This is a genomic window from Streptomyces sp. NPDC048295, assembly GCF_040652135.1.
GTDB lineage: Bacteria > Actinomycetota > Actinomycetes > Streptomycetales > Streptomycetaceae > Streptomyces.
On the sequence record NZ_JBEZLL010000040.1, the window covers coordinates 24,596 to 50,550 of the forward strand.

Genomic DNA, 25,955 nt, shown 5'->3' on the forward strand with positions numbered 1-25,955 from the left:
CCCGTGCGGAGGGCCTGCCGGGCGGCTCGTCAGCCCGAGACGCTCGCCCGGCCGTTCTCGATGTGTCCCATCAGCCGGCGCCGGAAGGTGTCGTCCCCGTCGACGGTGACGGCCAGGTCGTACCAGCCGTGCGCGTCGGCCGCCGAGTGCACCACCGTGCGGGTGCGTCCCGGCTTGACCTTGATGGTCCGGGTCCAGTCCCGCAGGTCCGCCTCGTCGGCGTAGCCCAGCGGCTCCACGGTGAAGGTGAGCGTCGTGCGCCCCGTGTTGCGGAGCGTGAGATGCAGATCGCGCTCATGGGCGTCGATCCGCGAGGCGACCTCGGCCGGGGCGCCGTCCTTCGCCGCTCCGGCGAACTCACGGCGGAAGCCGTTCGGCCCCGTCACCGTGAACCGGTACGCCGCACCGGTGACGGGCACCGTCCACTGCGCCGTGCCCTTCACGTCCCGGTGCTGCGGTGCGGGGAACTCACCGGCGTACGGATACAGCGCGAAGTGCGCGGAGGAGCGCCCCGTGTTGCTGAGGGCCACCCGCACCGCGCCGTCCACCAGCTTCGCCTGCGCGTCCGGCTGGTAGGGCAGCGCGCGGGCCGGGCGTGCGCCGGGCTCCTGCGCGGGCATGTGCTGCACGGCCGGCGGCTTCGGCGCCCAGCGGCCGCTGAACGGCGGAATGACGCCCGGCTGCTCCACCTCGGGGCGGCGGCGTGCGCGCGAGAAGTCGAAGGCCGAGGTCAGGTCGCCGGTGACGGTGCGCCGCCAGTCCCCGATGTTGGGTTCCTTCACTCCGGTCCAGCGCTCCAGGAAGCGGATGACGGAGGTGTGGTCGAAGACCTCGGAGCAGACGTAGCCGCCGATGGTCCACGGCGAGACGACGAGCATCGGCACCCGCATGCCGAGACCGGTGGGCTTGCCCTCCCACTGCTCCTCGGTCACCTCGGGCGAGGCGACCGGCGGCGGCACATGGTCGAAGAAGCCGTCGTTCTCGTCGTAGTTGATGAAGACGGCGGTGTGCCGCCACACATCGGGGTGCTTGCCCAGCGCGTCCAGGACCTTGTAGACGATCGTCGCGCTGTGGATCGGCGAGGAGACGCTCGGGTGCTCGGAGTCGACGGCCGAGGGCACCAGGTAGGAGACCTCGGGCAGGGTGCCCGCCGCCACGTCCTTGGCGAACTCGTCGGCCAGCGTCCCGGTCTCCACCCGGCGCAGCGCCCGCTCGAAGAGGCTGCGTTCGGTCTTGTCGAGGGTGGCGACGCCCTCCTCCAGCAGACCGAACAGCCGCTCCCGCTCCGTGGCGTCCGCGTCGCGCACCGCGGAGTAGAAGGACTCCATGAAGGTGTGGCCGCCGGTCTTCGCGAGCGCCTTGCGGGCGATCGCCTTGAAGGTGGCGAAGAACTCGATCTGGTTGTCGGTGAAGTTCTCCCACTCGGTGTACGTGCGCCAGCTGTGCCCGGCCTTCTCAAGCCGCTCCGCGTACGTGCCCCAGTCGTACCCGGGGTGGGTGCCCTCGTCGTACGCGTCGTTGCCCACGGCCCGCTTGCCGTTCGGCTCGTTGCCCGTCTTCCCGCTCCACAGGTGGTTGCGGTTGGGGCTGGTGGAGGAGTGGATGGAGGAGTGGTAGGCGTCGCAGACCGTGAAGGTGTCGGCCAGTTCGTAGTGGAGCGGGATGTCGCGGCGGTCGTAGTACGCCATGGTGGCGGCCGTCTTGGCGGTCACCCAGCCGCTCATCCACCCGCCGGCCCACGCCTTGCCGCCACCGCTCCAGGAGTGGTCGAGCGCGCCGATGTACTGGAGGTCCTTCTTCTGTGTCTCGGCGGCGTCGCGCACCGGGAACGGCAGCACGGAGGTGCCCGGCGCCGCGGGCTGCTCGAAGACCGGCTTGCCCGAGGGCAGCTCGACGGCGTTGCGGTCACCGAAGCCGCGTACGCCCCGGAGCGTCCCGAAGTAGTGGTCGAAGGAACGGTTCTCCTGCATCAGGATCACCACATGCTTGATGGCTCCGAGCCCGTCACGGCCTCCGGACCCCGCCGAGTGTGCCGGCTGCGCGGCGATCGCGGCCTGCAGCGACGGCGGCAGCAGCGACCCCGCCGCCGCGGCGCCGAGCGCACCGCCGCCGAGAGCGAGGAGCCGTCGCCGTGAAATGTCCGTGGTCAAGTTGAGCCTCCCGATTCCTGTCGTCAGCCGGGAAGCTAATCAAGCCGGGTGACCTGCGGAAGGATTTCGTACGGCTCCATGGTGAACGTCCAACAGGTCCTGCGGGAAAGTCCAAGGGGCGGCGCACCCGTGGTCGTGGGTGTGCCGCCCCTCGGGGGACGCGCCTGCGCGCAGGGTCAGCCCTCGACGCCGAGCTTCTCCAGGATCAGTTCACGTACGCGCGCCGCGTCCGCCTGGCCCCGGGTGGCCTTCATGACCGCGCCGACGAGCGCGCCCGCGGCCGCGACCTTGCCGCCGCGGATCTTGTCCGCGATGGCCACGTTGGCGGCGATGGCCTCGTCGACGGCCGTGGACAGCGCGCCCTCGTCGGAGACGACCTTCAGGCCGCGCTTCTCGACGACGGTGTCCGGGTCGCCCTCGCCCGCGAGGACGCCCTCGATGACCTGGCGGGCCAGCTTGTCGTTGAGGTCGCCCGAGGTGACGAGCTCGGCCACCCTGGCGACCTGCACCGGGGTGATCGGCAGCTCGTCGAGGCCGCGGCCGGTCTCGTTGGCGTTACGGGCCAGCTCGCCCATCCACCACTTGCGGGCCTGGTCCGAGGGGGCGCCCGCGTCGGTCGTGGCGACGATCAGGTCGACCGCGCCGGCGTTGAGGATGGACTGCATGTCGTGCTCGGAGACACCCCACTCCTCCTTGAGCCGTGCGCGGCGCAGCCGCGGCAGCTCGGGGAGGCCCTTGCGCAGTTCCTCGACCCACTCGCGGGCCGGGGCGACCGGTACCAGGTCGGGCTCGGGGAAGTAGCGGTAGTCCTCGGCGTTGTCCTTGATGCGGCCGGCCGTGGTGGAGCCGTCCTCCTCGTGGAAGTGCCGGGTCTCCTGCACGATCGTGCCGCCGGAGGACAGCACGGCCGCGTGGCGCTGGATCTCGAACCGTGCGGCACGCTCGACGGAACGCAGCGAGTTCACGTTCTTCGTCTCGGAGCGCGTACCGAAGGTCTCGGTGCCGTTGGGACGCAGCGACAGGTTGACGTCGCAGCGCATCTGGCCCATCTCCATGCGGGCCTCCGAGACGCCGAGCGCCTTGATGAGCTCGCGGAGCTCGGCGACGTACGCCTTGGCGACCTCGGGGGCCCGTGCGCCCGCGCCCTCGATCGGCTTGGTGACGATCTCGATGAGCGGGATGCCCGCGCGGTTGTAGTCGAGCAGGGAGTGGGACGCGCCGTGGATACGGCCGGTGGCACCGCCGACGTGGGTCGACTTGCCGGTGTCCTCCTCCATGTGGGCGCGCTCGATCTGCACCCGGAAGATCTCCCCGTCCTCCAGCTGGACGTCCAGATAGCCGTTGTAGGCGATCGGCTCGTCGTACTGGGAGGTCTGGAAGTTCTTCGGCATGTCCGGATAGAAGTAGTTCTTCCGGGCGAAGCGGCACCACTCGGCGATCTCGCAGTTCAGCGCGAGGCCGATCTTGATGGCGGACTCGACGCCGATCTCGTTGACGACCGGCAGGGCGCCGGGCAGGCCGAGACAGACCGGGCAGGTCTGGGAGTTGGCGTCCTGCTTGAGCTCGGTCGAGCAGCCGCAGAACATCTTGGTCTTGGTGCCGAGCTCGACATGGACCTCCAGGCCCATGACGGGGTCGTAGGACGCGAGCGCGTCCTCGTACGACACCAGGTCGATGACAGTCACGGTGAAACTTCCCTCTCAGCCCAGCAGTACGTCGTCATCGCCGAGGCGCTTGAGCTCGCGCAGCAGCAGGGCGACACCGGTGGCGATGGCGGCGGCGGAGACAACGGCGTCGATCAGTCGGAGCGTGTCGTGCTCGTGGCGTGCCTTCCTGGCCTGCTTGAGCACGCCGACCGCACCGAAGGCGGTGGTGCCGATGGACAGGTACGTGCCGGTCTTGGACTTCTTGAAGCCCTTGGCCTTGGTCAGTGCGCTCACAACGACGGAGCCTCCTCCAGCAGCGGGTGACCCCACTTTTGCACGAAGGCGGCCTCGACGGCGGCTCCGACCTTGTAGAGACGGTCGTCCTTCATGGCGGGGGCGATGATCTGCAGCCCGACCGGCAGGCCGTCCTCGGGGGCCAGGCCGCAGGGCAGCGACATGGCGGAGTTGCCCGCGAGGTTGGTCGGGATGGTGCACAGGTCCGCGAGGTACATCGCCATCGGGTCGTCGGCGCGCTCGCCGATCGGGAAGGCGGTGGTGGGCGTCGTCGGGGAGACGATGACGTCGACCTTCTCGAAGGCCTTCTCGAAGTCCTGCGTGATGAGGGTGCGGACCTTCTGCGCCGAGCCGTAGTACGCGTCGTAGTAGCCGGAGCTGAGTGCGTACGTACCGAGGATGACGCGGCGCTTGACCTCGTCGCCGAAGCCGGCCTCGCGGGTGAGCGCGGTGACGTCCTCGGCGGAACGGGTGCCGTCGTCGCCGACGCGCAGCCCGTAACGCATGGCGTCGAAGCGGGCCAGGTTGGAGGAGCACTCGGACGGCGCGATCAGGTAGTACGCCGACAGGGCCAGGTCGAAGGACGGGCAGTCCAGCTCGACGACCGTGGCGCCGAGCGACTTGAGCAGCTCGACCGACTCGTTGAAGCGCTGGACGACGCCTGCCTGGTAGCCCTCACCGGCGAACTGCTTGACGACGCCGACGCGCATGCCCTCGACGCTGCCGTTGCGCGCGGCCTCGACGACCGGCGGGACCGGGGCGTCGATGGACGTGGAGTCCATCGGGTCGTGCCCGGCGATCGCCTCGTGCAGCAGGGCCGCGTCCAGGACGGTACGGGCGCAGGGGCCGCCCTGGTCCAGGGAGCTGGAGAAGGCCACCATGCCGTAGCGGGAGACGCCGCCGTAGGTGGGCTTGACGCCGACGGTGCCGGTGACGGCGGCGGGCTGGCGGATGGAGCCGCCGGTGTCCGTGCCGATGGCGAGGGGGGCCTCGTACGAGGCGAGCGCGGCGGACGAGCCGCCGCCGGAGCCGCCCGGGATGCGGGTGAGGTCCCAGGGGTTGCCGGTCGGGCCGTAGGCGCTGTTCTCGGTGGAGGACCCCATGGCGAACTCGTCCATGTTGGTCTTGCCGAGGATGACGACGTCGGCGGCCTTCAGCTTCTTGGTGAGGGTCGCGTCGTACGGCGGGATCCAGCCCTCCAGGATCTTGGAGCCGACGGTGGTCGGCATGTCCTGGGTGGTGAAGATGTCCTTGAGCGCGAGCGGGACGCCGGCCAGCGGGCCGAGCTTCTCGCCGGCCGCCTTCTTGGCGTCGACGGCGCGGGCCTGCGCGAGCGCGCCCTCGCGGTCGACGTGCAGGAAGGCGTGGACCTTCTCGTCGACCGCGTCGATCCGGGCCAGATGGGCCTCGGTGACCTGGACGGCCGTGAGCTCGCCGGAGGCGATCTTCGCGGCGATCTCGGCGGCGGTGAGCTTGATGATGGTGCTGTTGTCCGTCATGGCTGTTTAGTCCTCCCCCAGGATCTGCGGCACCTTGAAACGCTGCTGCTCCTGGGCCGGGGCGCCGGAGAGCGCCTGCTCGGGGGTGAGCGACGGACGGACCTCGTCCGCGCGCATGACGTTGGTCAGCGGCAGCGGGTGGGAGGTCGGCGGTACGTCTTGGTCGGCGACCTCGGAGACGCGGGCGACCGCGCCGATGATGTCGTCGAGCTGACCGGCGAAGTGATCGAGCTCTTCGCCCTTCAGCTCCAGACGCGCCAGCCGGGCGAGGTGGGCGACCTCCTCGCGCGTGATGCCAGGCATGCAGCGATCCTCAGGGGTTGGTGTGTGGTTCTGGCCGGGGGCCGGCGGCACATTTCCACTGTCCGTCCGAAGGACGGGCCGCGCGGCGTCCGGTGCGTGCGATCGCAAGGCGCCGGAGCGCGCTCGTGGCGGAGCCACGTGGGCGCTTCGGCAACGCGGCGAGCGTGCGTGCCAGGCGTCGCGCGGCAGGTGGAAATGTGCCGCCGACCTCCAATCCTATGGGGTCACCCGCCACCGCTCCCGCCACCCGGGCGAACGCTCCTGGTCGGACGAGGATTTCCGGCTCCCCCGCCGCCTGCGGCCCGGCCTCGCGCCCGGGTGCGGGGACGGGGGGCCGCCGGACGCGCCGCCGGTGGCCCCCGCGGGATCAGGCCGTCGCGGGATCAGGTCGTCGCGGGCCGCGAATTGACCGGGCGGCCCGGCTGCCGCTGCTCCAGCTCCGGCGGAGCGCCGGCCGCGGCCGCTGCCGCGGCGGCCGCGGCGGCCAGCTCGGCCGGCCGCCGCCAGCCGTGCTCGCCCCGCGCCCGCAGCCAGGCCGTGGTCTCCTGCGGCGGCATCGCCGCGGCGACCAGCCACCCCTGCACCGCGTCGCAGCGCAGATCCCGCAGCCGCTCCCAGGTCTCGTCGTCCTCGACGCCTTCCGCGACGACCAGCAGGCCGAGCGAGTGGGCCAGGTCGATCGTGCAGCGGACGATCTCCGCGTCCTCGTTGTCCACGGCCAGCCGGGCGACGAACGAGCGGTCGATCTTCAGTTCGCTGACGGGCAGCCGTCGCAGATGGACGAGTGAGGAGTACCCGGTGCCGAAGTCGTCGAGGGACATCTTCACGCCGTGCCCGGTCAGTCCGGCGAGGGTGTCGGCGGCGCGCTGCGGGTCCTCCAGCAGCACGTGTTCCGTTATCTCCAGCTGGAGCGCCCCGGCAGGGACGCCGTGCCGGGCGAGCCGGGCCGCGACGCCGCCCGCGAACCCGGGGGTGTGGACGTCGCGCGGGGAGACGTTGACGGCGACCGGGACGAAGAGGCCCTGCGCCCGCCACCGGGCGACCTGGGCCAGCGCCGTCTCCAGGACGTACTCCGTGAGGTGCGGCATGAGGCCGGACGACTCGGCGATGGCGATGAACTCGTCCGGGGGGACCCTGCCGCGCTCCGGATGCACCCAGCGCACCAGGGCTTCGAGGCCGGCGACCTGGCCGTCGAAGCGGACCTTCGGCTGGTAATGGAGCTCGACCTCACCGGCGTCCAGCGCGCGGCGCAGATCGCCCAGGAGTCCGAGCCGGTCCGGAGTGTTGCTGTCCCGCTTCGACTCGTAGACCTCGACGCCCGTACGGTCCCGCTTGGCCTGGTACATCGCGACGTCGGCGCGCCTGAGCAGCCCTTCGGCGTCCAGTGCGTGGTCCGGGTAGACGGCGACCCCGGCGCTGGCCTCCAGCACCAGGGTCAGACCGTCGAGATCCAGCGGGGAGGACAGCTCGGCGACGAGATGGCGGGCGACCCGCTGGGCGCTGGTGGTGGAGTCGGCGGTCGGCAGGAGCACCGCGAACTCGTCGCCGCCGAGCCGTGCGGCCTCCGCCCCCCGGGGCAGCGCCAGCCGGAGCCGCTCCGCTATCTGCAACAGCAGCCGGTCCCCCGCCAGATGACCGAGGGTGTCATTGACCGCACGGAAACGGTCGAGGTCGATCAGGACCAGAGCGGATCTGGCACCGACGGACTCGGCGTCCTCCAGGGCCGTCCAGGTGCGCTCCAGCAGCCACTGCCGGTTGGGCAGTCCGGTCAGCGGGTCGCGCAGCTGCTCCTCGGCCCGGGCCCGGGCGATCCACAGGGCGGAGTCCAGGGCGATCAGCGGGACCGCGAAGAGCGGCAGGAGCAGGGGGGTGGCCATCGCGACGACGCAGATCAGCGGTGCGATGCCGAGCAGGGCGACCGCGACCAGGCCCTGGCGCAGCAGGGCGGTGCGGGCGACGGTCGGCAGTCCGCCGCCCTGGGGGGCCCGGGCGTACCACAGCAGGACCCGGGTGACCAGGAGGTAGGCGGAGGCGGCCAGGAGGACCTCAGGGACGGCACCGATCCCCCAGTCGAGTGGGTGCCACGGTGACTCGACGGTCTGCACCTCGCCGAAGGCGGCGAGCACCAGGGCCGCCGCGCCTATCCCCAGGATGTCCACCGCGCCGTGCAGCAGCCCCTGCCACCACCGGTGTCTGCGGGCGACGCCGACGAGGACGACGACGACCAGGCTGACCAGCCCGGCGGGCACCCAGCCGTAGAGCAGCAGCACGGCCAGGGTGAGGGAGGCCCCGGAACCGGTGCCGCCCCACCAGCGGTCGCGTCCGAGCGCGACGAGATGGCCGACGATGATCCCGGTCAGGACGGCGAGGGACCAGCCGGCCCGGCCGTCGGGGAAGAGCGCGTGCCCTTCGCTCACGGTCCGGTAGAAACCGGTCGCGATCTGAACAACGGCGATCGCGATGACGACGGCACCCACTTTTGGTGTGAGGCCGACGAAACCTTGCAGCCGCGACACCGGTGCGGCGCTCTCGGTCGGTTTCATTCCGTCCCTCTCACAGCCGGCGATGCCGATGTCACCTGATGGTTCCGTTCCACGCCGCCACGACCCGGTTTCCCACCCCGCGGCCGGGCACGGCAGGTGCACGTCTCAACAGTAGGCCGCGGAAGGCTTCTACGGGCAGCGCTCTGACGCTCTTGCCCGAATGCGGACCGACCATCCGTCAGCATCTGCTATGCGCCGATCGGGTGAACCGGACACCACGCGAAATTCTTGCCCCCGTCTGTACCGTCGCACCCCTTATCCGCCCCCTTGTTCTCCGCGTGCCCGCCGGACCGTCCTCCGTCAAGTCCCCGCCCCGCGCCATCGGTCCAGGACGCGAATCTGTCCTATTCCGCCGGTTCTCCCACCGGAACGGCCGCCTCGCGCGCCGCATCCGGACCCTGTTCGAGCAGTACGGCGAAGCCGTCCTCGTCCAGCACCGGCACCTTCAGCTGCATGGCCTTTTCGTACTTCGAACCGGGGTTGTCACCGACGACCACGAAGGAGGTCTTCTTCGAAACGGAACCTGTCACCTTCGCTCCGCGGCTCTGCAGCGCCTCTTTCGCGCCATCCCTGGTGTGACCGGCCAGCGTGCCGGTGACGACGACGGTGAGACCTTCGAGCGGACGCGGTCCCGTGTCCTCCCCCGTCTCCTCGTCGGCCATCCGGACCCCGGCCTCCCGCCACTTGCGCAGGATCTCCCGGTGCCAGTCCTCGGCGAGCCACTGCTTCACCGATGCGGCGATGATGGCCCCGACCCTGTCGGCGTCGACCAGCTCCTGCTCCGTCGCCTCGTCGATCCGGTCGATGGAGCGGAACTGACGGGCCAGCTCCGCGGCGGCGATCGGTCCCACGTGCCGGATGGACAGCCCCGTGAGGATCCGGGCGAGCGGTGCCTCCTTGGCCGCCGCGATGGCGTCGAGCATGGCGAGGGCGTTCTTCTTGGGCTCGCCCTGCTGGTTGGCGAAGACCCAGGCGGTCTTCTCCTCGCCGGTCTTCGGGTCGCGCTTGGGCAGCCCGCTGTCCTGGTCCCGGACATAGGCCCGGATCGGCAGCAGCTGCTCGACGGTCAGCCCGAAGAGATCGCCCTCGTCGCGCAACGGCGGCTCGGCGGGCTCCAGCGGCTGGGTCAGGGCCGCGGCGGCGACATAGCCGAAGTGGTCGATGTCCAGGCACTTGCGGCCCGCGAGATAGGCGAGGCGCTCACGCAACTGGGCCGGGCAGGAACGGGCGTTGGGGCAGCGGACATCGACATCGGCCTCCTTCATGGGCTTCAGCTCCGTGCCGCACTCGGGGCATTCGGCCGGCATGACGAACGCCCGCTCGGTACCGTCGCGGAGGTCGACGACCGGGCCCAGGATCTCCGGAATCACGTCGCCCGCCTTGCGGAGCACCACCGTGTCCCCGATGAGGACGCCCTTCGCCTTCACCACGTTCTGGTTGTGCAGGGTGGCGAACTCCACCTCGGAGCCCGCCACTTCGACCGGCTCGACCTGCGCGTACGGTGTGACCCGGCCGGTCCGCCCGACGCCGACCCGGATGTTGACCAGCTTGGTGTTGACCTCCTCCGGGGCGTACTTCCAGGCGATCGCCCAGCGCGGGGCGCGCGAGGTGGAGCCGAGCCGGCCCTGGAGCGGGATCTCGTCGAGCTTGACGACGACCCCGTCGATCTCGTGCTCCACGGAGTGCCGGTTCTCGCCGAAGTACCTGATGAACTCCCGTACCCCGTCGAGGGAATCCACCACCTTGTTGTGCCTGGCGGTGGGCAGGCCCCATTCGCGCAGCAGCTCGTAGGCGTGCGAGAGGCGGTCGATGTCGAAGCCCTCGCGGGCGCCGATGCCGTGCACCACCATGTGCAGCGGACGGGTGGCGGTGACCTTCGGGTCCTTCTGGCGCAGCGAACCCGCCGCCGCGTTGCGCGGATTGGCGAACGGTTTGTCGTCGGCCTCGACGAGCCGGGCGTTGAGCTCCTCGAAGGCCTCCATCGGGAAGAAGACCTCGCCGCGGATCTCGACCAGCGCCGGGATGCGCTCGCCCTTCAGCCGGTGCGGGATCTCGGCGATCGTACGGACGTTGGGGGTGATGTCCTCGCCGGTGCGGCCGTCGCCGCGGGTGGCGGCCCGGGTCAGCCGCCCGTGCTCGTAGGTGAGGTTGACCGCGAGGCCGTCGACCTTCGGCTCGCACAGGAAGTGGTAGTCGCCGGTGCCGACCTCCTTGGCGATCCGCTCGCCCCAGGCGGCCAGCTCCAGGTCGTCGAAGGCGTTGTCCAGCGAGAGCATCCGCTCGCGGTGCTCGACGGAGGTGAATTCCGTCCGGTACGGGCCCGCGACCTTCTGCGTCGGCGAATCCGGCGTACGCAGCTGGGGGTACGCCTCCTCCAGCTTCTCCAGCTCGCGCATCAGCCGGTCGAACTCGGCGTCGCTGACGACCGGCTGGTCGCTCACGTAGTACCGGAAGCGGTGCTCCTCGACCTGCTCGGCCAGGAGCGCGTGCTGCTCCTGGACCTGTGCGGGCATCGCCGTCTGCTGTTCGCCGGCCATCGTCTCGTCCTCCCGTTACCCGTTGCCCCGTTACTCAGGGTTGTCTGCGAGCGATCTCGCGGCCCGGGCGCAGTGGGCGAGCGCGGCGCGCGCGTACGCGGGCGAGGCACCCGCGAGCCCGCACGACGGGGTGATCACCACGGATTCCGTAAGAGTCCCCGGATTCAGCCCCAGCCTGCGCCACAGCGTCCTGACACCCATGACGCTACCGCCCGGGTCCGACAATCCGCCCGAGGCCGGGTCGGTGCCCGGCACCACTCCGAGGAAGAGCTGGGTGCCGCCCTCGACGGCTTCCCCGATCGCTTCCTCCTCACGCTCGGTGAGCAACGAGAAGTCGAACGAGATGCCGTCGGCCCCGGCCCGGCGCAGCAGCGCGAACGGCACCTCGGGCGCGCAGGTGTGCACGAGCGTCGCCCCGTCCCCGCCCGCCGCCAGGACGTCGCGCAGCGTGCCCTCCACTACCTGGCGGTCCACGGCCCGGTAGGTGCGGTAGCCGCTGGCCGTCCTGATCCGCCCGCGCAGCACGCCGGTCAGCGACGGCTCGTCGAGCTGGAGGATCACGTCGGCGCCGGGCACCCTGCGGCGCACCTCCGCGAGGTGGGCGCGCAGCCCCTCGGCCAGCGAGCCCGCCAGGTCGCGGCAGGCCCCCGGGTCGCCGAGCGCGGCCTCGCCGCCCCGGCGTTCCAGCGCGGCGGCGAGCGTCCAGGGCCCGACGGCCTGGACCTTGAGCGGTCCCTCGTACCCCTGGGTGAACTCCTCCAGGGCGTCGAGGTCCTCGCCGAGCCAGGACCTGGCCCGCCGGGTGTCGCGGCCGGGCCGGTCGCTGATCCGCCAGCCGCTGGGCTCGACGTGCGCGTACAGATCGACGAGCAGCCCGGTGGTCCGCCCGATCATGTCCGCACCGGGCCCGCGGGCGGGCAGTTCCGCCAGGTACGGCAGGCCCTCGCCGTCCCCGAAGGAACCGGTGACGGTCTTCGCCGCCTCCCGCGCGTCTCCCCCGGGCATGGACCCGATCCCGCTGGCCGGGCAACCGCTGAACTTGCTCTTCTCGCTCACACGGGAAGCCTAGGGCGTCGCCCCGCAAGCGTCGCCGCCCGGCCTGTGGGGGTCAGCGCCCGGGGCGCACCGTGAGGTCGTTGACCTCGGCGTCGCGCGGCAGGTCGACCGCCATCAGGATCGTGGTGGCCACCGACTCCGGGTCGATCCAGCGGGAGGGGTCGTACTCCTTGCCCTCCTGCTGGTGGACCTTGGCCTGCATGGGGCTGGCGGTACGCCCCGGGTAGACGGAGGTGACCCGGACGCCGTTGCCGTGCTCCTCGTGGCGCAGCGAGTCGGCGAGGGCCTTCAGGCCGTGCTTGCTCGCGGCGTACGCGCTCCACTCGGCGTGCGCGGCGAGGCCGGCGCCCGAGTTCACGAAGAGGACGTGGCCCTGGGCGACGCGCAGCTGCGGCAGGAGGAGCCGGGTCAGCTCGGCGGGCGCGACCAGGTTGGCGTTGAGCTGGAAGTGCCAGGCCTTGGGCGTGAGGTCACCGACGTTGCCGAGCTCCACGACTCCGGCGATGTGCAGCAGTGAGTCGACCCGCTCCGGCATCGCCTGCTGGGCGAACGCCCACGAGAGCCGGTCCGGATTGGAGAGATCGCCGACGAGCGTGCGGGCGCCGGGGTGCATCCCGGCGAGCTCCTTGGCACGGCCCGCGTCGCGGGCGATCAGCACGGTCTCGTCACCGCGCTCCAGGAGACGACGGGCGACGGCGGCTCCGATGCCGGAGCCGGCACCGGTGATGACATGAGTGGGCATGCCCGCCATGATCGCACCCCGCCGCCCCGTCACCGCAGGCCGGACCACTCCTCCAGGTAGGCGAGGGCGCCCACGCCGTCCTTGGCGAAGAACACCAGCTCGGCCAGCGGGACGGGCAGGAAGCCCTCGTCCTCCATGCGCTGGAACTGCTGGCGCAGCCCGTCGTAGAAGCCCGCCGTGTTGAGCAGGACGACCGGCTTGTCGTGCTTGCCGTGCTTCTTCAGCTCCAGGATCTCGGTGGCCTCGTCGAGCGTCCCCGTGCCGCCCACCATGATCACGACCGCGTCGGCCTTCTCCAGGAGCAGCGCCTTGCGCTCGGCGAGATCGCGCGCGATCACCATCTCGTCCGCGTCGGTCCTCGCCTTCGCGGCCAGGAAGTCCACCGACACCCCCACCAGCCGCCCGCCCGACTCCTGGACCCCGTCGGCGACGACCTTCATCAGCCCGCTCTCCGAACCTCCCCACACCAGGGTGTGTCCGCCCTTGCCGATCAGCTCGGCGAATTCGCGGGCGGGCCGGGTGTAGCGCTCGTCGAGGTCGGCGGCGGAGAGAAAAACGCAGATCTTCATGGACCAACCGTAAGGGCCGCCACCGACACGACCGGCCACCTTGGCGGAACGGGGGGGGAGGCACCGGGAAGAATCCGGTCCGCGAAACGGCTGACCCTTGTATGACTACGTCACCAGGACACCGCATCACGGTCGAGCCCGGCACCGAGCACGTACGGGTGGTACGCGACGGGCAGGTGCTCGCCGAGAGCCGGCGCCCGCTCGTCCTGCGCGAGACCGGCTGTCCGGTCCGCTACTACCTGCCGCCCGAGGATGTCCGTACGGAACTCCTGACGGCCTCGGACACCCGAACCCACTGCCCGTTCAAGGGAGATGCCTCCTACTGGTCGCTGCCGGACGCCGCGGACCTCGTCTGGGGCTACCCGGACCCGAAGCCCGAAGTCGCCGCGATCAAGGACCACTTCTGCTTCTACGAAACCGAGGAGGTGGCCGGCTGATCGCCCTGAGCGATCAGCCGACTGATCGTCAAGAACGACCCTGACCAGGGAGTTCGAGGAACTTCAAAAAACCTTCGCCGGGAGCGATGAGTTTTCCCGGGCCCGGCGGTCCACCCTCGCATGGACAAGATTCTCTCCCGCGACGGCACCATGATCGCGTACCGGCACCGGGGTGAAGGGCCGCCGGTGATCCTCGTGGGCGGCTCGCTGGGCACGGCGGCGAGCGAGGCGCCGCTGGCGCGCCTGCTCGCGCCGCACTTCCACGTCGTCACGTACGACAGACGCGGCCGCGGCTCCAGCGGCGACAGCGGCCCGTACGCGGTGGAACGCGAGATCGAGGACCTGGCCGCGCTCGTCACCGCGGTGGGCGGCCGGGCCTCGGTCTTCGGCACGGGAGCCGGTGGCGCGCTGGCCCTGGAGGCGCAGGCCGCAGGCCTCCCCGTGGACCTGCTGGCGGTGTACGAACCGCCCTACACGCCGAGCGCCTCGGGCCTGCAGTACAAGGCGTGCTGCACGTCCCGTCTGCACCGGCTGCTGACGGCCGGGGACCGCGCGGGAGCCGTCGAGCTGTTCCTCTCCGTGACGGGCGTACCGGCCGACATGATCGCCCGCATGCGCCGCGCCCCGCTGTGGAGCGACCTGGTGGCGATGGCCCACACCCTCGCGTACGACGACGCGCTGCTCGGCGACGGCGCGATCCCGGCCTCCCGGTTCGCCGCCGTCACGGCCCGCACCCTGGTGATCTGCGGCGGCTCCAGCCCCACCGGCGCACGTCTGTCGACCCGCGCCCTGGCGGACGCGCTCCCCCGCGCCCGCCACCGCACCCTGACCGGCCAGACCCGCGACCTGGCCCCGCAGGCGGTTGCCCCGGTTCTCACGGAGTTCTTCGCCAGGAGCGTCCCGCTGCGCCAGGCGTCCTGAGCCCACGACCCGCTCCGCGCGGTCCCGCCCGTACAGGGGTCGGACGCGACCGCGCGGGGCGCCGCTGTATCCGCGGTCCAGGCACCGGGCGCGAGCTCGAACCAGACAGCCGAGGAGGGTATCGCCCGTCACTGAGGGCAGCCCGTCACCTACAACTCATGGACCAACAAAGACTGTTGTGTCATTCCCAGGATGGAGGAGAGGTGTAGCCCGGCGAGGGATCCGCATATGTGGCGGGTTCCTGAAAGATCTTTCCTGTCCGAACGTTCGACGGAAGGATCGATATCGTGCGCAGACGACGTCTCGCTCCCCTGCTGGCCGTCAGTGTCACGGCAACGCTGGCTCCCGCGCTCGCCACCTCGACGGCCACCGCCGCTCCGGCCGCCATCCCTTCGACCGCCTCCTCGTCCGCCGGCACGGGCGCGCTGAACCGGTATGTGAAGCAGAAGCCGCAGTGGAAACGGTGCGAAGCCGACTCTCCGGCGGAGTTCGAGTGTGCCACGATCAAGGTCCCGCTGGACTACCGGGTTCCCGGGGGCAAGCGGATCGACTTAGCCATATCCCGGATCAGGAGCACCGCGCCCGACAAGCGGCACGGTGTCCTGTTCTCCAACCCCGGCGGCCCGGGGGGACAGGGACTCTACATGCCGCTGGAGATGCAGGAGATGCTCCCCGAGTCCGTACAGCAGAAGTACGACCTCATCGGCTTCGACCCGCGCGGTGTGGGACGGAGCAGCCCGGTTTCCTGCGATCTGGAGCCGGAGGAGGAGAACTGGCTGCGGCCGTACAAGGAGGAGACGTTCGACAAGGACGTCGCCTGGGCACGCGAGGTCGCGAACAAGTGCAGGGAGAAAGCCGGCGACACGCTCCCGCACATCACCACGCGCAACACCGCACGCGACATGGATCTGCTCCGGGCGATCCTCGGTGAGAAGAGGATCTCGTACGTGGGTTACTCGTACGGCACCTATCTGGGTGCCGTCTACACCCAGCTCTTCCCGGGCGGGGCCGACCGGTTCGTGCTGGACAGCGCGGTCGATCCGGCGCGCGCCTGGCGAGGGATGATCCAGTGGTGGGCGGAGGGCGCCGAGCCCGCGTTCGACCGGTGGACCGAGTGGGCCGCCGAGCGTTCGGAGAAGTACGGCCTCGGTGACACCCCGAAGCAGGTCGACCAGACCTTCTGGGACCTGGTCGCACGGGCCGACGAGAAGCCCATCGAGCTGGACGGGCAGCTGATCAATGGTGACGACATCCGGAGCGGTGTGCGCGGGGCCGTCTTCAGCCCGGAGTCCGCCACCGAGGGGTTCGTTGAGCTGAAGAAGGCCGCGGCCGGCGAGCCCGCCTCCACGAAGACGCTCGCGGCGTTCGCCGGATCCCGGGGGACCGGGACTTCAGGCGCGTCCGACGCCGCCGAAGTGCCGTCCGACAACATGACGGCGAGCTTCTGGGCCGTGGTGTGCGGCGACAACTCGGCCGCGTGGTCCCGCGATCCTGAGAGCTACCGGCAGGACGCCATCGAGGACAAGCGCCGCTACCCGCTCTACGGTGACTTCGCGTCCGGCATCAAGCCTTGTGCGTTCTGGAAGAAGTCCATGGAACCGGCGACCAGGGTGAACAACAGGATCGGCTCCCTGATCGTCCAGAACGAGTGGGACTCGCAGACTCCGCTGCCCAGCGGTCAGGCCCTGCACGCCGACCTGAAGGACTCAATAATGGTCACCGTCCTCGGCGGCGAGGGCCATGGCGTCTACCCGAACGGCAACGCCTGCACGGACGGTACGGTCACCGCCTACCTGCTGACCAGCAAGCTCCCGGCGAAGGACGTGACCTGCAAGGCAACGGCCGAATCGAACGCGGGGGCACGGAAGAACCAGAAGCCGGACGCGCTCCCCGGGTCTCCGCTCCCGGAGCGTGCCCCGGACCGTTTCTGAGCCCGGTCGAACGACCCATTTCCGCATGACCGATTGACGATGGGGGCGGGGCCTCCAGGCGGGGTCCCGCCCCCATCGTGCGTCGTCGGCGCCGGAGTAGGAGCAGAACGGTTCGTCAGGCCTTGTGCTACGGCCGCCTTTCCGTAGCCCCGCCAGTGACTGCAAGAAACCGGATTCCACGTTCGTTCGACAGAACCTTGTCCGAACCGAACTGGCTCAAGCCCTCGTTCTCCGAGCCCTCCGGCAACAATTGTGCCGGAGCGCGGCGGTGGAGACGAACCGCATCGCCCTCCGCGAGCGCGAGAGCCCGGCCGACGGAAGCGCATGTTCGACCGGAGCGGCAAGAAGGACTTCAGCGATCCTCACTCTCGCTGACCCAGGGCATTTTCCTCGCACGCGGCCATCCGCCTGACGTCTCCTCTCGCAAAAAGCCTGGGGATGGCTTTGGTCCGCACCGCCACCTCAAGGACCTGAACACCTTCATGGCTTGCCACATAGTCGTTCTCCGGCGCCGCCTTCCCGTATGGCTGATCCCGCTGTTGTGGACCCTCGTCCTCGGCCTGTGGGGGCTGTCCCGGCAGCAAAGCGTGTGGCGGGACGAGGCCGCGACCTGGCAGGTGGCCCGACGGTCCGTCGCCGACATCTGGCACATGCTGGGGCACGTCGATGTCGTGCACGGGCTCTACTACCTGCTGATGCATGGACTCTTCGAATGCTTCGGGCCAAGTACCACGACCCTGCGGTTGCCTTCCGTGCTGGCCATGGCGGTGGCGGCGGCCTGTGTGGCGGCTGTCGGCCACCGGCTGGCCGGGGCGTGGGCGGGCTTGGGGGGAGGGCTGGCGTTCGGGCTGCTTCCGGCCGTGCAGTTCCATCTCCAAGAGGGCCGCCCGTATGCGCTGATCGCGGCAGGGGCCGGCATCTCGACACTGCTATTGGTGACCGTGCTTGACGGACGTGGTCGAACAGTGCGCTGGGCGGCCTATGGGGGCACGGTCCTGGTGTGTGCGCTGCTGAACTGGCTGTCGCTGCTGATTCTGCCTGCGCACTTGGCGACCCTGGCCTGGACGAAGGCCGGGCGCGGAATATGGACACGCTGGGCGGCGTCCGCGACGGCCGCCGCGGCGGCTTCGCTGCCATTGATCCTGTTCAGCCGGAGCCAGTCGGACCAGGTGTCCTGGATCCCGCCACTGACGTGGCACATCATGATCGGCCCGGCAGTCCTCCTGGCGATCGGCGGTCTCGGGGCCCTGCTGGATCGGCCGCGGGCGGGCCGGCTGTCGGTGGCGGCCGTCGGGCTGCCACTGCTGGCGGTGCCACAGATCGGCCTGATTGGTCTCTCCCTGATCCAGCCGCTGTTCCTGGACCGCTACGTTCTGTTCGGCATGCTGGGCCTGGCACTGCTGATCGGCACGGCGCTGGGTGCGGCGGTACGGTCGACCGGGCCTCGGTTCCCGCGAGCGTCGCCATGGCTCGTTCCGGCAGTGGTCGTGGTGGCGGTGGTTGCGCTGTTACCTCAGTCGCTGGCGAAGCGGTCTCCGGCGAGCCGAGTGGACGACGTCCTGTCGGTGGCGGCGGAGGTGCGGCAGCTGAAGAAGGCCGGGGACGCGGTGCTCTTCATACCGGCAGCCCGGCGCGATACTGCGCTCGTCTCCCCCGACGACTTCGCCGGCCTACGGGACATCGCGCTGACGGAGAGCCCTGCGGCGTCCGGGACGTTGAAGGGCAAGGAGGCCGGTCCGGACCGGATACGGACCGCGATGTCGGCCCAGCAGCGGATACTGCTGGTCACTGACGCGCCCGAGGTGGCCCGGCCCGTGTCGGCGGAGCGGGACCTGGCGAAGACGGCCGTGCTGAAGGAATGCTTCACAGCGATCGCGGACGAGCAAGTCCGCGGGCGGCGGGTGACGGTGTACGAGCGGCGCGGGTAGGGGGCCATCGCAGCTGCGGCCTACGTCGGCCGCAAGCCGGTGCCGCTCCTGCCGGTCAGCCGGCCACTGCCCCGGCCTCGGTGCGCCGCACCGTCGTCGCGATCGTCGCCGAGCCGACCACCCGGGTGCCGTCGTAGAGGACGACGGCCTGGCCGGGGGCCACGCCCCGTACCGGCTCGGTGAAGGTGACGTTCAGGGTGCCGCCGACGAGGTCCGCCGTGACCTCGGTCTCGCCGCCGTGGGCGCGGAGCTGGGCGGTGTAGGTGCCGGGGGCGCTCGGGGCGGTGCCGCACCAGCGGGGCTTGATGGCGGTGAGGGCGGTGACGTCGAGGGACTCGGCCGGGCCGACCGTCACCGTGTTGTTCACCGGGGAGATGTCCAGGACGTAGCGCGGCTTGCCGTCGGGGGCGGGGTGGCCGATGCGCAGGCCCTTGCGCTGGCCGATGGTGAAGCCGAAGGCGCCCTCGTGGGTGCCGACCTTGGTGCCCGACTCGTCGACGATGTCGCCCTCGGCGGTGCCGAGCCGGCTCGCCAGGAAGCCCTGGGTGTCGCCGTCGGCGATGAAGCAGATGTCGTGGCTGTCGGGCTTCTTGGCGACCGCGAGGCCCCGGCGCTCGGCCTCGGCGCGGATCTCGTCCTTGGTGGTGAGGGTGTCGCCGAGCGGGAACATCGCGTGGGCGAGCTGCTTCTCGTCCAGGACACCGAGGACGTACGACTGGTCCTTGGCCATGTCGGAGGCGCGGTGCAGCTCTCGGCTGCCGTCCTCGTTCAGCACGACGGTGGCGTAGTGGCCGGTGCAGACCGCGTCGAAGCCCAGCGCGAGGGCCTTGTCCAGGAGCGCGGCGAACTTGATCTTCTCGTTGCAGCGCAGGCACGGGTTGGGCGTGCGGCCCGCCTCGTACTCGGCGATGAAGTCGTCCACGACGTCCTCGCGGAAGCGTTCCGCCAGGTCCCAGACGTAGAACGGGATGCCGATGACGTCCGCCGCGCGGCGGGCGTCGCGGGAGTCCTCGATCGTGCAACAGCCGCGCGCCCCGGTACGGAAGGACTGCGGGTTGGCGGAGAGGGCGAGGTGCACACCGGTCACGTCGTGGCCCGCCTCGGCGGCGCGGGCCGCGGCGACGGCGGAGTCGACACCGCCCGACATGGCGGCGAGGACTCGGAGGGGGCGCTGGGAAGTCTCAGTCATAGCTCCACCAGGGTACGGGGCGCCGGGAACCGAACGCTCTCGGATAAGCGTTGTGGATCACATGGGGACCAAGGGGACACCGGGCGCCAAGGGCTCCGGGGACGCGAAGTCCGGGCACGGCATCAGCCGGCGCGGGCTGCTGATCGGCGCCGCGGTCACGGCCGCGGGCACGGCCCTGCTGGCACGCGAGCAGCTGGAGCGTGCCTGGTGGCGGCTGCCCGGGGTGGAGAAGCCCCGGAAGCCCGGCGAGGTGGATTTCGCGCGGGCCCAGTGGATAGCGGCGTCCTCGGCGAACTGGCGTCGTGCCGACCGCCCCGACGACTACCCGATCGACCGGGTCGTCATCCATGTCACCCAGGGCAGCTACCAGAGCGCGGTGAAGGTCTTCCAGGACCCGGGACACGGAGCGGCGGCGCATTACGTGGTGCGCAAGGACGGTCATGTGACGCAGATGATCCGTGAGCTGGATGTGGCGTTCCACGCGGGGAACAGGTCGTACAACGAGCGCAGCGTCGGCATCGAGCACGAGGGCTTCGTGGACCGGCCGCAGGACTTCACGGCGGCGATGTACGGGGCCTCTGCGCGGCTCACGGCGGCGATATGCGGGCGGTACGGGATGCCGGTGGACCAGGAGCACATCGTCGGGCACGTGGAGGTGCCGGGCACGGACCACACCGATCCGGGCAAGCACTGGGACTGGGACCGGTATCTGAAGCTGGTCCGGGCAGCGGGAAAACGGTGACCGAGGGGCATCGGCGGTGAGCTCGGGGCCCCTCCGGCCGCCGGACGGGCCCGGATCGGCCGGAGTCACCGGAGTCAGCTGAGTCCCGCGGTGCGTGCCCGCTCCACCGCCGGGCCGATCGCGCGGGCCACCTCGTCGATGTCCTGCCGGGTGGACGTGTGGCCGAGTGAGAAGCGCAGGGTGCCGCGGGCCAGGTCCGGGTCGGTGCCGGTGGCCAGCAGTACGTGGCTGGGCTGGGCGATCCCGGCGGTGCAGGCGGAGCCGGTGGAGCATTCGATGCCCTGGGCGTCCAGCAGCAGGAGCAGGGAGTCGCCCTCGCAGCCGGGGAAGGTGAAATGGGCGTTGGCGGGGAGCCGGCCGTCGGGGGCCGGGTCGCCGCCGAGGACGGCATCGGGCACGGCCGCCCGCACGGCCGCGACCAGTTCGTCGCGGAGTCCGCCGATCTCGTGGGCGAACTCCTCGCGTCCGTCGGCGGCCAGCCGCCCCGCGAGAGCGAAGGAGGCGATGGCGGGCACGTCGAGGGTGCCCGAGCGGACGTGCCGCTCCTGGCCACCGCCGTGGAGCACGGGTACGGGGGTGTGTTCGCGGCCGAGCAGCAGCGCGCCGACACCGAACGGACCGCCGATCTTGTGCGCGCTGACCGTCATCGCGGCCAGCCCGGACCGGGCGAAGTCGACCTCCAGCTGCCCGAAGGCCTGCACCGCGTCCGCATGCATCGGCACATCGAACTCACGGGCCACATCGGCCAGTTCGCGTACCGGCATGATGGTGCCGATCTCGTTGTTGGCCCACATCACGGTGACCATCGCGACATCATCGGGGTCGCGGAGGATCGCCTCGCGCAGGACGTCCGGGTGGACGCGTCCGTGCCGGTCGACGGGGAGGTATTCGACGTTCGCGCCCTCGTGTCCGGCGAGCCAGTCGACGGCGTCCAGCACCGCGTGGTGCTCGACGGGGCTGGCCAGCACCCGGGTGCGGCGGGGATCGGCGGCGCGGCGGGCCCAGTACAGGCCCTTCACCGCGAGGTTGTCGGCCTCGGTGCCGCCGGAGGTGAAGACCACCTCGCTGGGGCGTGCGCCGAGGGCATCGGCGAGGGTCTCTCTCGACTCCTCGACGGTACGGCGGGCCCGGCGCCCGGCGGCGTGCAGTGAGGACGCGTTCCCGGTGACGGCGAGCTGGGCGGTCATCGCCTCGATCGCTTCCGGAAGCATCGGCGTGGTCGCGGCGTGGTCGAGGTAAGCCATGGTGGGCTCGATTCTACGAGCCCCCGGCGGGGCGTACGGCGGGCGCATGGTGCCCCGGCACCCGCGCACGGCCGGATGCGGTCCTCCTCGCCCCGTTCCCGGGCCCGTCCGGGCGGGAAGGGCGTCGGGCGCCGCGCCGGGTTCAGCCGGCGAAGTCCCTGGCGACGAGGCCGTTGCCGGTGACGAGGAGGGGCCGCTCGGCCCCGGTGACTTTGCCGGTACGCGCGGTGGGGGGCGCCGTGTCGTGTTGGCGACATGTCGCAAGCACGGCACGGAAAAGGCTGGTGCGGCCGATCAGTGGGGCCCCAGTCTTGAGCCGCACCGCGTGTCCATTTCCTTGCCACCTGGAAAGGTTCCGATGCACAGACGGTATCGCTCTGCCGCCGTACTGGCGGCAGGAGTCCTCATCGCCACCCTCGCCCCCACCTCCTACGGCGCGAGCGCCGCCCCGGCGCCCGCCTCCGTCGGCGCGAACTCCGCCGGCCGCCCCCAGGTCAGCTCCGTCACGCTCGTGACCGGTGACCGGGTGCGGCTGGAGACCTTCCCCGGCGGCCGGAAGGCCGTGTCCGTCGAGCCGGCCGCGGGCGCTTCGCAGGCCGACTTCACCCAGCTGGAGATCGACAAGCAGCTGTACGTACTGCCCCGCGCCGCGCTCCCGTACATCGCCTCCGGCAAGCTGGACCGGCAGCTGTTCAACATCACCTCCCTGGTCAAGCAGGGGTACGACGACGCCCACACCTCCGCCATCCCGCTGATCGCCCGCTACACCGGCGGCACGAACCCCACGTCCAAGGGGGCGCCCACCGGTTCGCGCAAGGGCCTGGTCATCAAGAGCCTGCGCGGCTCGGCACTGAAGGCGGACAAGAAGCAGGCGGGGCGCTTCTGGAAGGCCATCGACGACGACGCGCTCGCCGGGAGCGGCGCCGGGAGCGGCGCCGGGAGCGGCGCGAAGAACGCTTCCAAGAACGCTTCTTTCAAGAACGCGGCCTTCGAGGGCGGCGTCGAGAAGCTGTGGCTGGACGCGAAGGTCCACGCCTCCCTCGATCGCAGCACCGCGCAGATCGGTGCGCCCGAAGCGTGGAAGGCCGGCTACGACGGACACGGCGCGACCGTCGCCGTCCTGGACACCGGCGCCGACGCCACCCACCCCGACCTGGCCGGACGACTCGGCGAAGTACGCAACTTCACCGACGAGTCCACCGCGAACGACGGCCACGGCCACGGCACCCACGTCGCCTCCACCATCGCCGGCAGCGGCGCGGCCTCGGGCGGCTCGCGCAAGGGCGTGGCACCGGGGGCACGGCTGCTGATCGGCAAGGTGCTCGACAACAACGGCTCCGGCTCGTACTCCGCCATCATGGGCGGCATGGACTGGGCCGCCCACTCGGGCGCCGACATCGTCAGCATGAGCCTGGGCGGCGAGCCCACCGACGGCACGGACGTACTCAGCCTCGTCCTCGACGGCCTCAGCGAGGAGACCGGCACCCTCTTCGTCGTCGCGGCGGGCAACACGGGCTCCGACTACTCGGTGGGCTCCCCGGGCGCCGCGGCGAGCGCGCTGACCGTGGGCGCCGTCGACCGCGACGACAAGCTGGCCCCCTTCTCCAGCCGCGGCCCGCGCGTCGGGGACAACGGCGTCAAGCCCGACCTCACCGCCCCCGGCGTCGGCATCGTCGCCGCCCGCGCGGCCGGCACGTCCATGGGCAGCCCGGTGGACGCGGCCTACACCGCCGCGTCGGGTACGTCCATGGCGACCCCGCACGTGGCGGGCGCGGCAGCGATCCTGGCCGGGCGCCACCCCGACTGGAGCGCCCGGCAGCTCAAGGACGCGTTGATGAGCACGACGCGTACCGCTCCCGACCAGACGGTCTACGAGCAGGGCACCGGCCGGGTGGACGTGGCCCGCTCGGTGCGCCAGCAGGTGCGCGCCACCGGCACCACCTCCTTCGGCTCCCTGGCACCGGATTCGGTCCCGCGGCAGGTGAGCGTCACCTACACCAACGACGGCGACGCGCCCGTGTCGCTCACCCTGGGCACCACCTTCGACAAGCTCTACGGCTCCCCGGCCCCGGCAGGCGCCATAGGCACCCCCGCCCAGGTCACCGTGGACGCCCACGGCACCACCGACGTGACCGTGACCCTCGACGCGCCCGCACTGCCGGAGGGCGTCTACAGCGGCCGCCTCACCGCCACCTCGGCCGACGGTCAGACCGTCGCACACACCGTTCTCTCCGCGACGAAGGACCCGGTCACGCACAAGGTCACCGTGCGCGGCGTCGATCGCGCCGGGCAGCCGGCGACCATCTGGCCGCTGATCCTGCTGGGCCCCACGGGCCGCTTCGACGTCATCCAGGCGGTGCCGGCGGGGGAGAGCCTGACGGTGGGCCTCCCCGAGGGCAAGTACTACCTGCACGGCGTCATCACGCAGGCCTCGGAGGACAACGTCACCAGCAGCCTGGTGGTCAACCCCCAGCTAACGGTGAGCGGCGCCACGGACCTGGTGCTCGACGCACGCAAGGCGGTCCCGGTGAAGATCCAGACCCCCGATCCGGCCGAGCAGCGGGGCCCGCTGGTCTTCTCCACCCACTGGAAGACCGGCGACCGGGAGTTCGCCAGCTACTTCACCGGCGGACACAGCGGCGGGCAGCTCCTCTACGTCACGCCCACCGAGAAGTACACCGAGGGAACCTTCGAGTTCACCTCCCGCTGGCAGCTGGCCGCACCGATGCTCAGCGGACGCGCGGTCTCCGGCACGGCCGCATCCGGTGTCCCCGTCCGTCTGCTGCACAACTCCCCCGCCGTGGAAGGCGTGCGGCGCTTGCGGGTGGTGGATGCCGGTCACGGCCGCCCCGAGGACTACGCGGCGCTGCGCGCACGGGGCATCGACGTCCGCGGAGCGGCGGTGCTCGTGGAACTGGAGAGCGTGGAGTACGACGATGCGGTGACCTCGGCCGCCCGGGAGGGGGCCGCGGCCGCCGTCACCACCGCCGGCGGCGACAGGTACGCGGCCGCGACCTGGCAGCCGGTGGGCCGGCGGCTGCCGGCGATCGGACTGTACGCCTCCCACGCCGCCACACAGCGGCTGCGCGCGCCGGGCACCGTGCTGGAGCTGAAGGGGACCCCGGAAAGCCCCTACGTCTACGACGTCGTGCAGCTCTCCGAACAGCGCATCCCCGAGCACGTCGTCCACAAGGTCGGGCCGAGGAACACGGCCACCGTGGTCTCGCGCTACCCGGACACGAACGGGGCGCGCTACGTCACGGAGAACCGGCCGTCCTGGCGTCCGTGGGAGGGCGTGTACCTCGCCCAGCAAGCCCGGTACGTCCGCACCGGGCAGGTGCGGAAGGAGTACGTGAGCGGTCCCGCCGACACCCGCTGGCTGCACTGGGTCAACCCCCGCAACGCCTGGGCGGGCCAGGCAGCGGGGACCGGCATGTTCGGCTCCCTGCGCACCTACCGGCCCGGTGAGCGCGTCACGGAAAGCTGGTACACCCCCGTGGTGCGCCCGGCGATCCCCCGAGGCGTCGAAGGGCTCGCCTACCGCAAGGGCGACCAGCTGACCATAGGGATCCCCGAGTTCGCCGACACCGCCTCCGGCCACTACGGCTACGCCCTGCTCCGCAAGGACGCCAACACCCCCTACCCCGACGAGACCCGCGCCGTACTGCGTCACGACGGCGAGATCCTCGCCGAAGGCCCCCGGGCGTGGGGCGCCTTCCCCGCGGGCGGGGACGACGGCCGCTACCAGTTGGACCTGGACGTGAGGCGCACCAGCCCCGAGGGCACCCTCTCGCGGGCCACCAGCACCCGCTGGTCGTTCACGGCCCCTCGCCCGGCCGAGGGCAAGGAGTCCCTGCTCCCCCTCCTCCAGCTCGACTACGACGTGGCCACCGACCTCCGGGGCTCCGCCCCCGACTCCGGGTCCTTCGCCTTCGGAGTGAGCGCCCGCCACCAGGACGGTCTGACGGGCCGTTCCGTGAAGGGCATGGAGGTGTCCGTCTCGTACGACGACGGCGAGCACTGGCGGGCGGCGAGCACTTCCGCCCGGGGCGACGGCGCCTACCGTGTCCGGGTCACCCACCCCTCGACCGCCCGCACCAGCGGGTACGTCACACTGCGGGTCCGCGCCTGGGACGACGCGGGCAACGAGGTGACGCAGGAGATCGAGCGGGCGTACGCGCTGAGGTAGTACGCGGGATCCGGAAGCCGCGACCGGCCCCGGTC

Annotated in this window: 18 protein-coding genes; 6 read left to right on the forward strand and 12 right to left on the reverse strand. The window is 71.2% G+C overall.

Annotated features, from left to right (window positions below; all coding sequences use genetic code 11):
* Positions 1-29: 29 nt before the first annotated feature.
* From AB0D53_RS37895 to AB0D53_RS37940, 10 genes are all read right to left on the reverse strand, one after another.
* Entirely contained in the window at positions 30-2,150 is a 2,121-nt protein-coding gene (locus tag AB0D53_RS37895) for a phosphocholine-specific phospholipase C (RefSeq protein WP_362453916.1), read from the reverse strand.
* A 176-nt stretch (positions 2,151-2,326) separates the two neighbouring features.
* Positions 2,327-3,835 carry an Asp-tRNA(Asn)/Glu-tRNA(Gln) amidotransferase subunit GatB gene (gene gatB, locus AB0D53_RS37900; protein WP_362453917.1) on the reverse strand — a complete coding sequence of 503 codons (1,509 nt, stop codon included), beginning with the start codon at positions 3,833-3,835 and terminating at the stop codon, positions 2,327-2,329.
* Between the two features lie 15 nt (positions 3,836-3,850).
* The gene (locus AB0D53_RS37905) at positions 3,851-4,090 is read right to left on the reverse strand and encodes a hypothetical protein (protein WP_362453918.1); all 240 of its coding nucleotides are present in this window, start codon (positions 4,088-4,090) and stop codon (positions 3,851-3,853) included.
* Positions 4,087-5,589: an Asp-tRNA(Asn)/Glu-tRNA(Gln) amidotransferase subunit GatA gene (gatA, locus tag AB0D53_RS37910; RefSeq protein WP_362453919.1), complete on the reverse strand. Its 1,503-nt coding sequence runs from the start codon at positions 5,587-5,589 to the stop codon at positions 4,087-4,089. Before gatA ends, AB0D53_RS37905 begins: the two co-directional genes overlap by 4 nt.
* A gap of 6 nt (positions 5,590-5,595) precedes the next feature.
* Positions 5,596-5,892 carry an Asp-tRNA(Asn)/Glu-tRNA(Gln) amidotransferase subunit GatC gene (gatC, locus tag AB0D53_RS37915; protein WP_015036350.1) on the reverse strand — a complete coding sequence of 99 codons (297 nt, stop codon included), beginning with the start codon at positions 5,890-5,892 and terminating at the stop codon, positions 5,596-5,598.
* A gap of 383 nt (positions 5,893-6,275) precedes the next feature.
* On the reverse strand, positions 6,276-8,435 hold the full coding sequence (locus AB0D53_RS37920) for a bifunctional diguanylate cyclase/phosphodiesterase (RefSeq protein ID WP_362453920.1): 2,160 nt from the start codon (positions 8,433-8,435) through the stop codon (positions 6,276-6,278).
* Between the two features lie 344 nt (positions 8,436-8,779).
* Positions 8,780-10,972 carry an NAD-dependent DNA ligase LigA gene (gene ligA, locus AB0D53_RS37925; RefSeq protein WP_362453921.1) on the reverse strand — a complete coding sequence of 731 codons (2,193 nt, stop codon included), beginning with the start codon at positions 10,970-10,972 and terminating at the stop codon, positions 8,780-8,782.
* 30 nt (positions 10,973-11,002) lie between these two features.
* A complete protein-coding gene (locus AB0D53_RS37930; RefSeq protein WP_362453922.1) occupies positions 11,003-12,028 on the reverse strand; it encodes a methionine synthase in 1,026 nt (341 codons plus the stop codon).
* A 52-nt stretch (positions 12,029-12,080) separates the two neighbouring features.
* On the reverse strand, positions 12,081-12,770 hold the full coding sequence (locus AB0D53_RS37935; protein ID WP_362453923.1) for an SDR family oxidoreductase: 690 nt from the start codon (positions 12,768-12,770) through the stop codon (positions 12,081-12,083).
* A gap of 29 nt (positions 12,771-12,799) precedes the next feature.
* The gene (locus tag AB0D53_RS37940) at positions 12,800-13,339 is read right to left on the reverse strand and encodes a TIGR00730 family Rossman fold protein (protein WP_362453924.1); all 540 of its coding nucleotides are present in this window, start codon (positions 13,337-13,339) and stop codon (positions 12,800-12,802) included.
* A gap of 101 nt (positions 13,340-13,440) precedes the next feature.
* Here AB0D53_RS37940 and AB0D53_RS37945 point away from each other — a divergent pair, with 101 nt between their 5' ends.
* The 4 genes from AB0D53_RS37945 (at position 13,441) to AB0D53_RS37960 (ending at position 18,556) form a co-directional block, all read left to right on the forward strand.
* Complete coding sequence (locus tag AB0D53_RS37945; protein ID WP_362453925.1) at positions 13,441-13,776, forward strand: DUF427 domain-containing protein; 336 nt, start codon at positions 13,441-13,443, stop codon at positions 13,774-13,776.
* Between the two features lie 120 nt (positions 13,777-13,896).
* Complete coding sequence (locus AB0D53_RS37950) at positions 13,897-14,697, forward strand: alpha/beta hydrolase (RefSeq protein WP_362453926.1); 801 nt, start codon at positions 13,897-13,899, stop codon at positions 14,695-14,697.
* Between the two features lie 287 nt (positions 14,698-14,984).
* A complete protein-coding gene (locus tag AB0D53_RS37955; protein WP_362453927.1) occupies positions 14,985-16,628 on the forward strand; it encodes an alpha/beta hydrolase in 1,644 nt (547 codons plus the stop codon).
* A gap of 482 nt (positions 16,629-17,110) precedes the next feature.
* A complete protein-coding gene (locus AB0D53_RS37960; protein ID WP_362453951.1) occupies positions 17,111-18,556 on the forward strand; it encodes a hypothetical protein in 1,446 nt (481 codons plus the stop codon).
* Positions 18,557-18,611: 55 nt separating this feature from the next.
* Here the strand turns inward: AB0D53_RS37960 and mnmA are convergent, their stop codons facing one another.
* Entirely contained in the window at positions 18,612-19,745 is a 1,134-nt protein-coding gene (gene mnmA, locus AB0D53_RS37965; protein ID WP_362453928.1) for a tRNA 2-thiouridine(34) synthase MnmA, read from the reverse strand.
* A 61-nt stretch (positions 19,746-19,806) separates the two neighbouring features.
* Here mnmA and AB0D53_RS37970 point away from each other — a divergent pair, with 61 nt between their 5' ends.
* A complete protein-coding gene (locus AB0D53_RS37970; RefSeq protein WP_362453929.1) occupies positions 19,807-20,487 on the forward strand; it encodes an N-acetylmuramoyl-L-alanine amidase in 681 nt (226 codons plus the stop codon).
* A gap of 74 nt (positions 20,488-20,561) precedes the next feature.
* Here AB0D53_RS37970 and AB0D53_RS37975 read toward each other — a convergent pair whose 3' ends face one another.
* Positions 20,562-21,731, reverse strand: a complete 1,170-nt coding sequence (locus tag AB0D53_RS37975; protein WP_362453930.1) for a cysteine desulfurase family protein — start codon at positions 21,729-21,731, stop codon at positions 20,562-20,564.
* A 358-nt stretch (positions 21,732-22,089) separates the two neighbouring features.
* On the opposite strand from AB0D53_RS37975, the gene AB0D53_RS37980 reads away from it, so the two are divergent.
* On the forward strand, positions 22,090-25,920 hold the full coding sequence (locus AB0D53_RS37980; protein WP_362453931.1) for a S8 family serine peptidase: 3,831 nt from the start codon (positions 22,090-22,092) through the stop codon (positions 25,918-25,920).
* Positions 25,921-25,955: the final 35 nt, after the last annotated feature.

Coding starts and splice junctions, on each gene's coding strand:
- AB0D53_RS37960 (WP_362453951.1), top strand. CDS start 17,111: ATGGCTTGCCACATAGTCGTTCTCCGGCGCCGCCTTCCCGTATGGCTG.
- ligA (WP_362453921.1), bottom strand. CDS start 10,972: ATGGCCGGCGAACAGCAGACGGCGATGCCCGCACAGGTCCAGGAGCAG.
- AB0D53_RS37935 (WP_362453923.1), bottom strand. CDS start 12,770: ATGCCCACTCATGTCATCACCGGTGCCGGCTCCGGCATCGGAGCCGCC.
- gatA (WP_362453919.1), bottom strand. CDS start 5,589: ATGACGGACAACAGCACCATCATCAAGCTCACCGCCGCCGAGATCGCC.
- gatC (WP_015036350.1), bottom strand. CDS start 5,892: ATGCCTGGCATCACGCGCGAGGAGGTCGCCCACCTCGCCCGGCTGGCG.
- AB0D53_RS37920 (WP_362453920.1), bottom strand. CDS start 8,435: ATGAAACCGACCGAGAGCGCCGCACCGGTGTCGCGGCTGCAAGGTTTC.
- AB0D53_RS37980 (WP_362453931.1), top strand. CDS start 22,090: ATGCACAGACGGTATCGCTCTGCCGCCGTACTGGCGGCAGGAGTCCTC.
- AB0D53_RS37950 (WP_362453926.1), top strand. CDS start 13,897: ATGGACAAGATTCTCTCCCGCGACGGCACCATGATCGCGTACCGGCAC.
- AB0D53_RS37970 (WP_362453929.1), top strand. CDS start 19,807: ATGGGGACCAAGGGGACACCGGGCGCCAAGGGCTCCGGGGACGCGAAG.
- AB0D53_RS37940 (WP_362453924.1), bottom strand. CDS start 13,339: ATGAAGATCTGCGTTTTTCTCTCCGCCGCCGACCTCGACGAGCGCTAC.
- mnmA (WP_362453928.1), bottom strand. CDS start 19,745: ATGACTGAGACTTCCCAGCGCCCCCTCCGAGTCCTCGCCGCCATGTCG.
- AB0D53_RS37975 (WP_362453930.1), bottom strand. CDS start 21,731: ATGGCTTACCTCGACCACGCCGCGACCACGCCGATGCTTCCGGAAGCG.
- AB0D53_RS37945 (WP_362453925.1), top strand. CDS start 13,441: ATGACTACGTCACCAGGACACCGCATCACGGTCGAGCCCGGCACCGAG.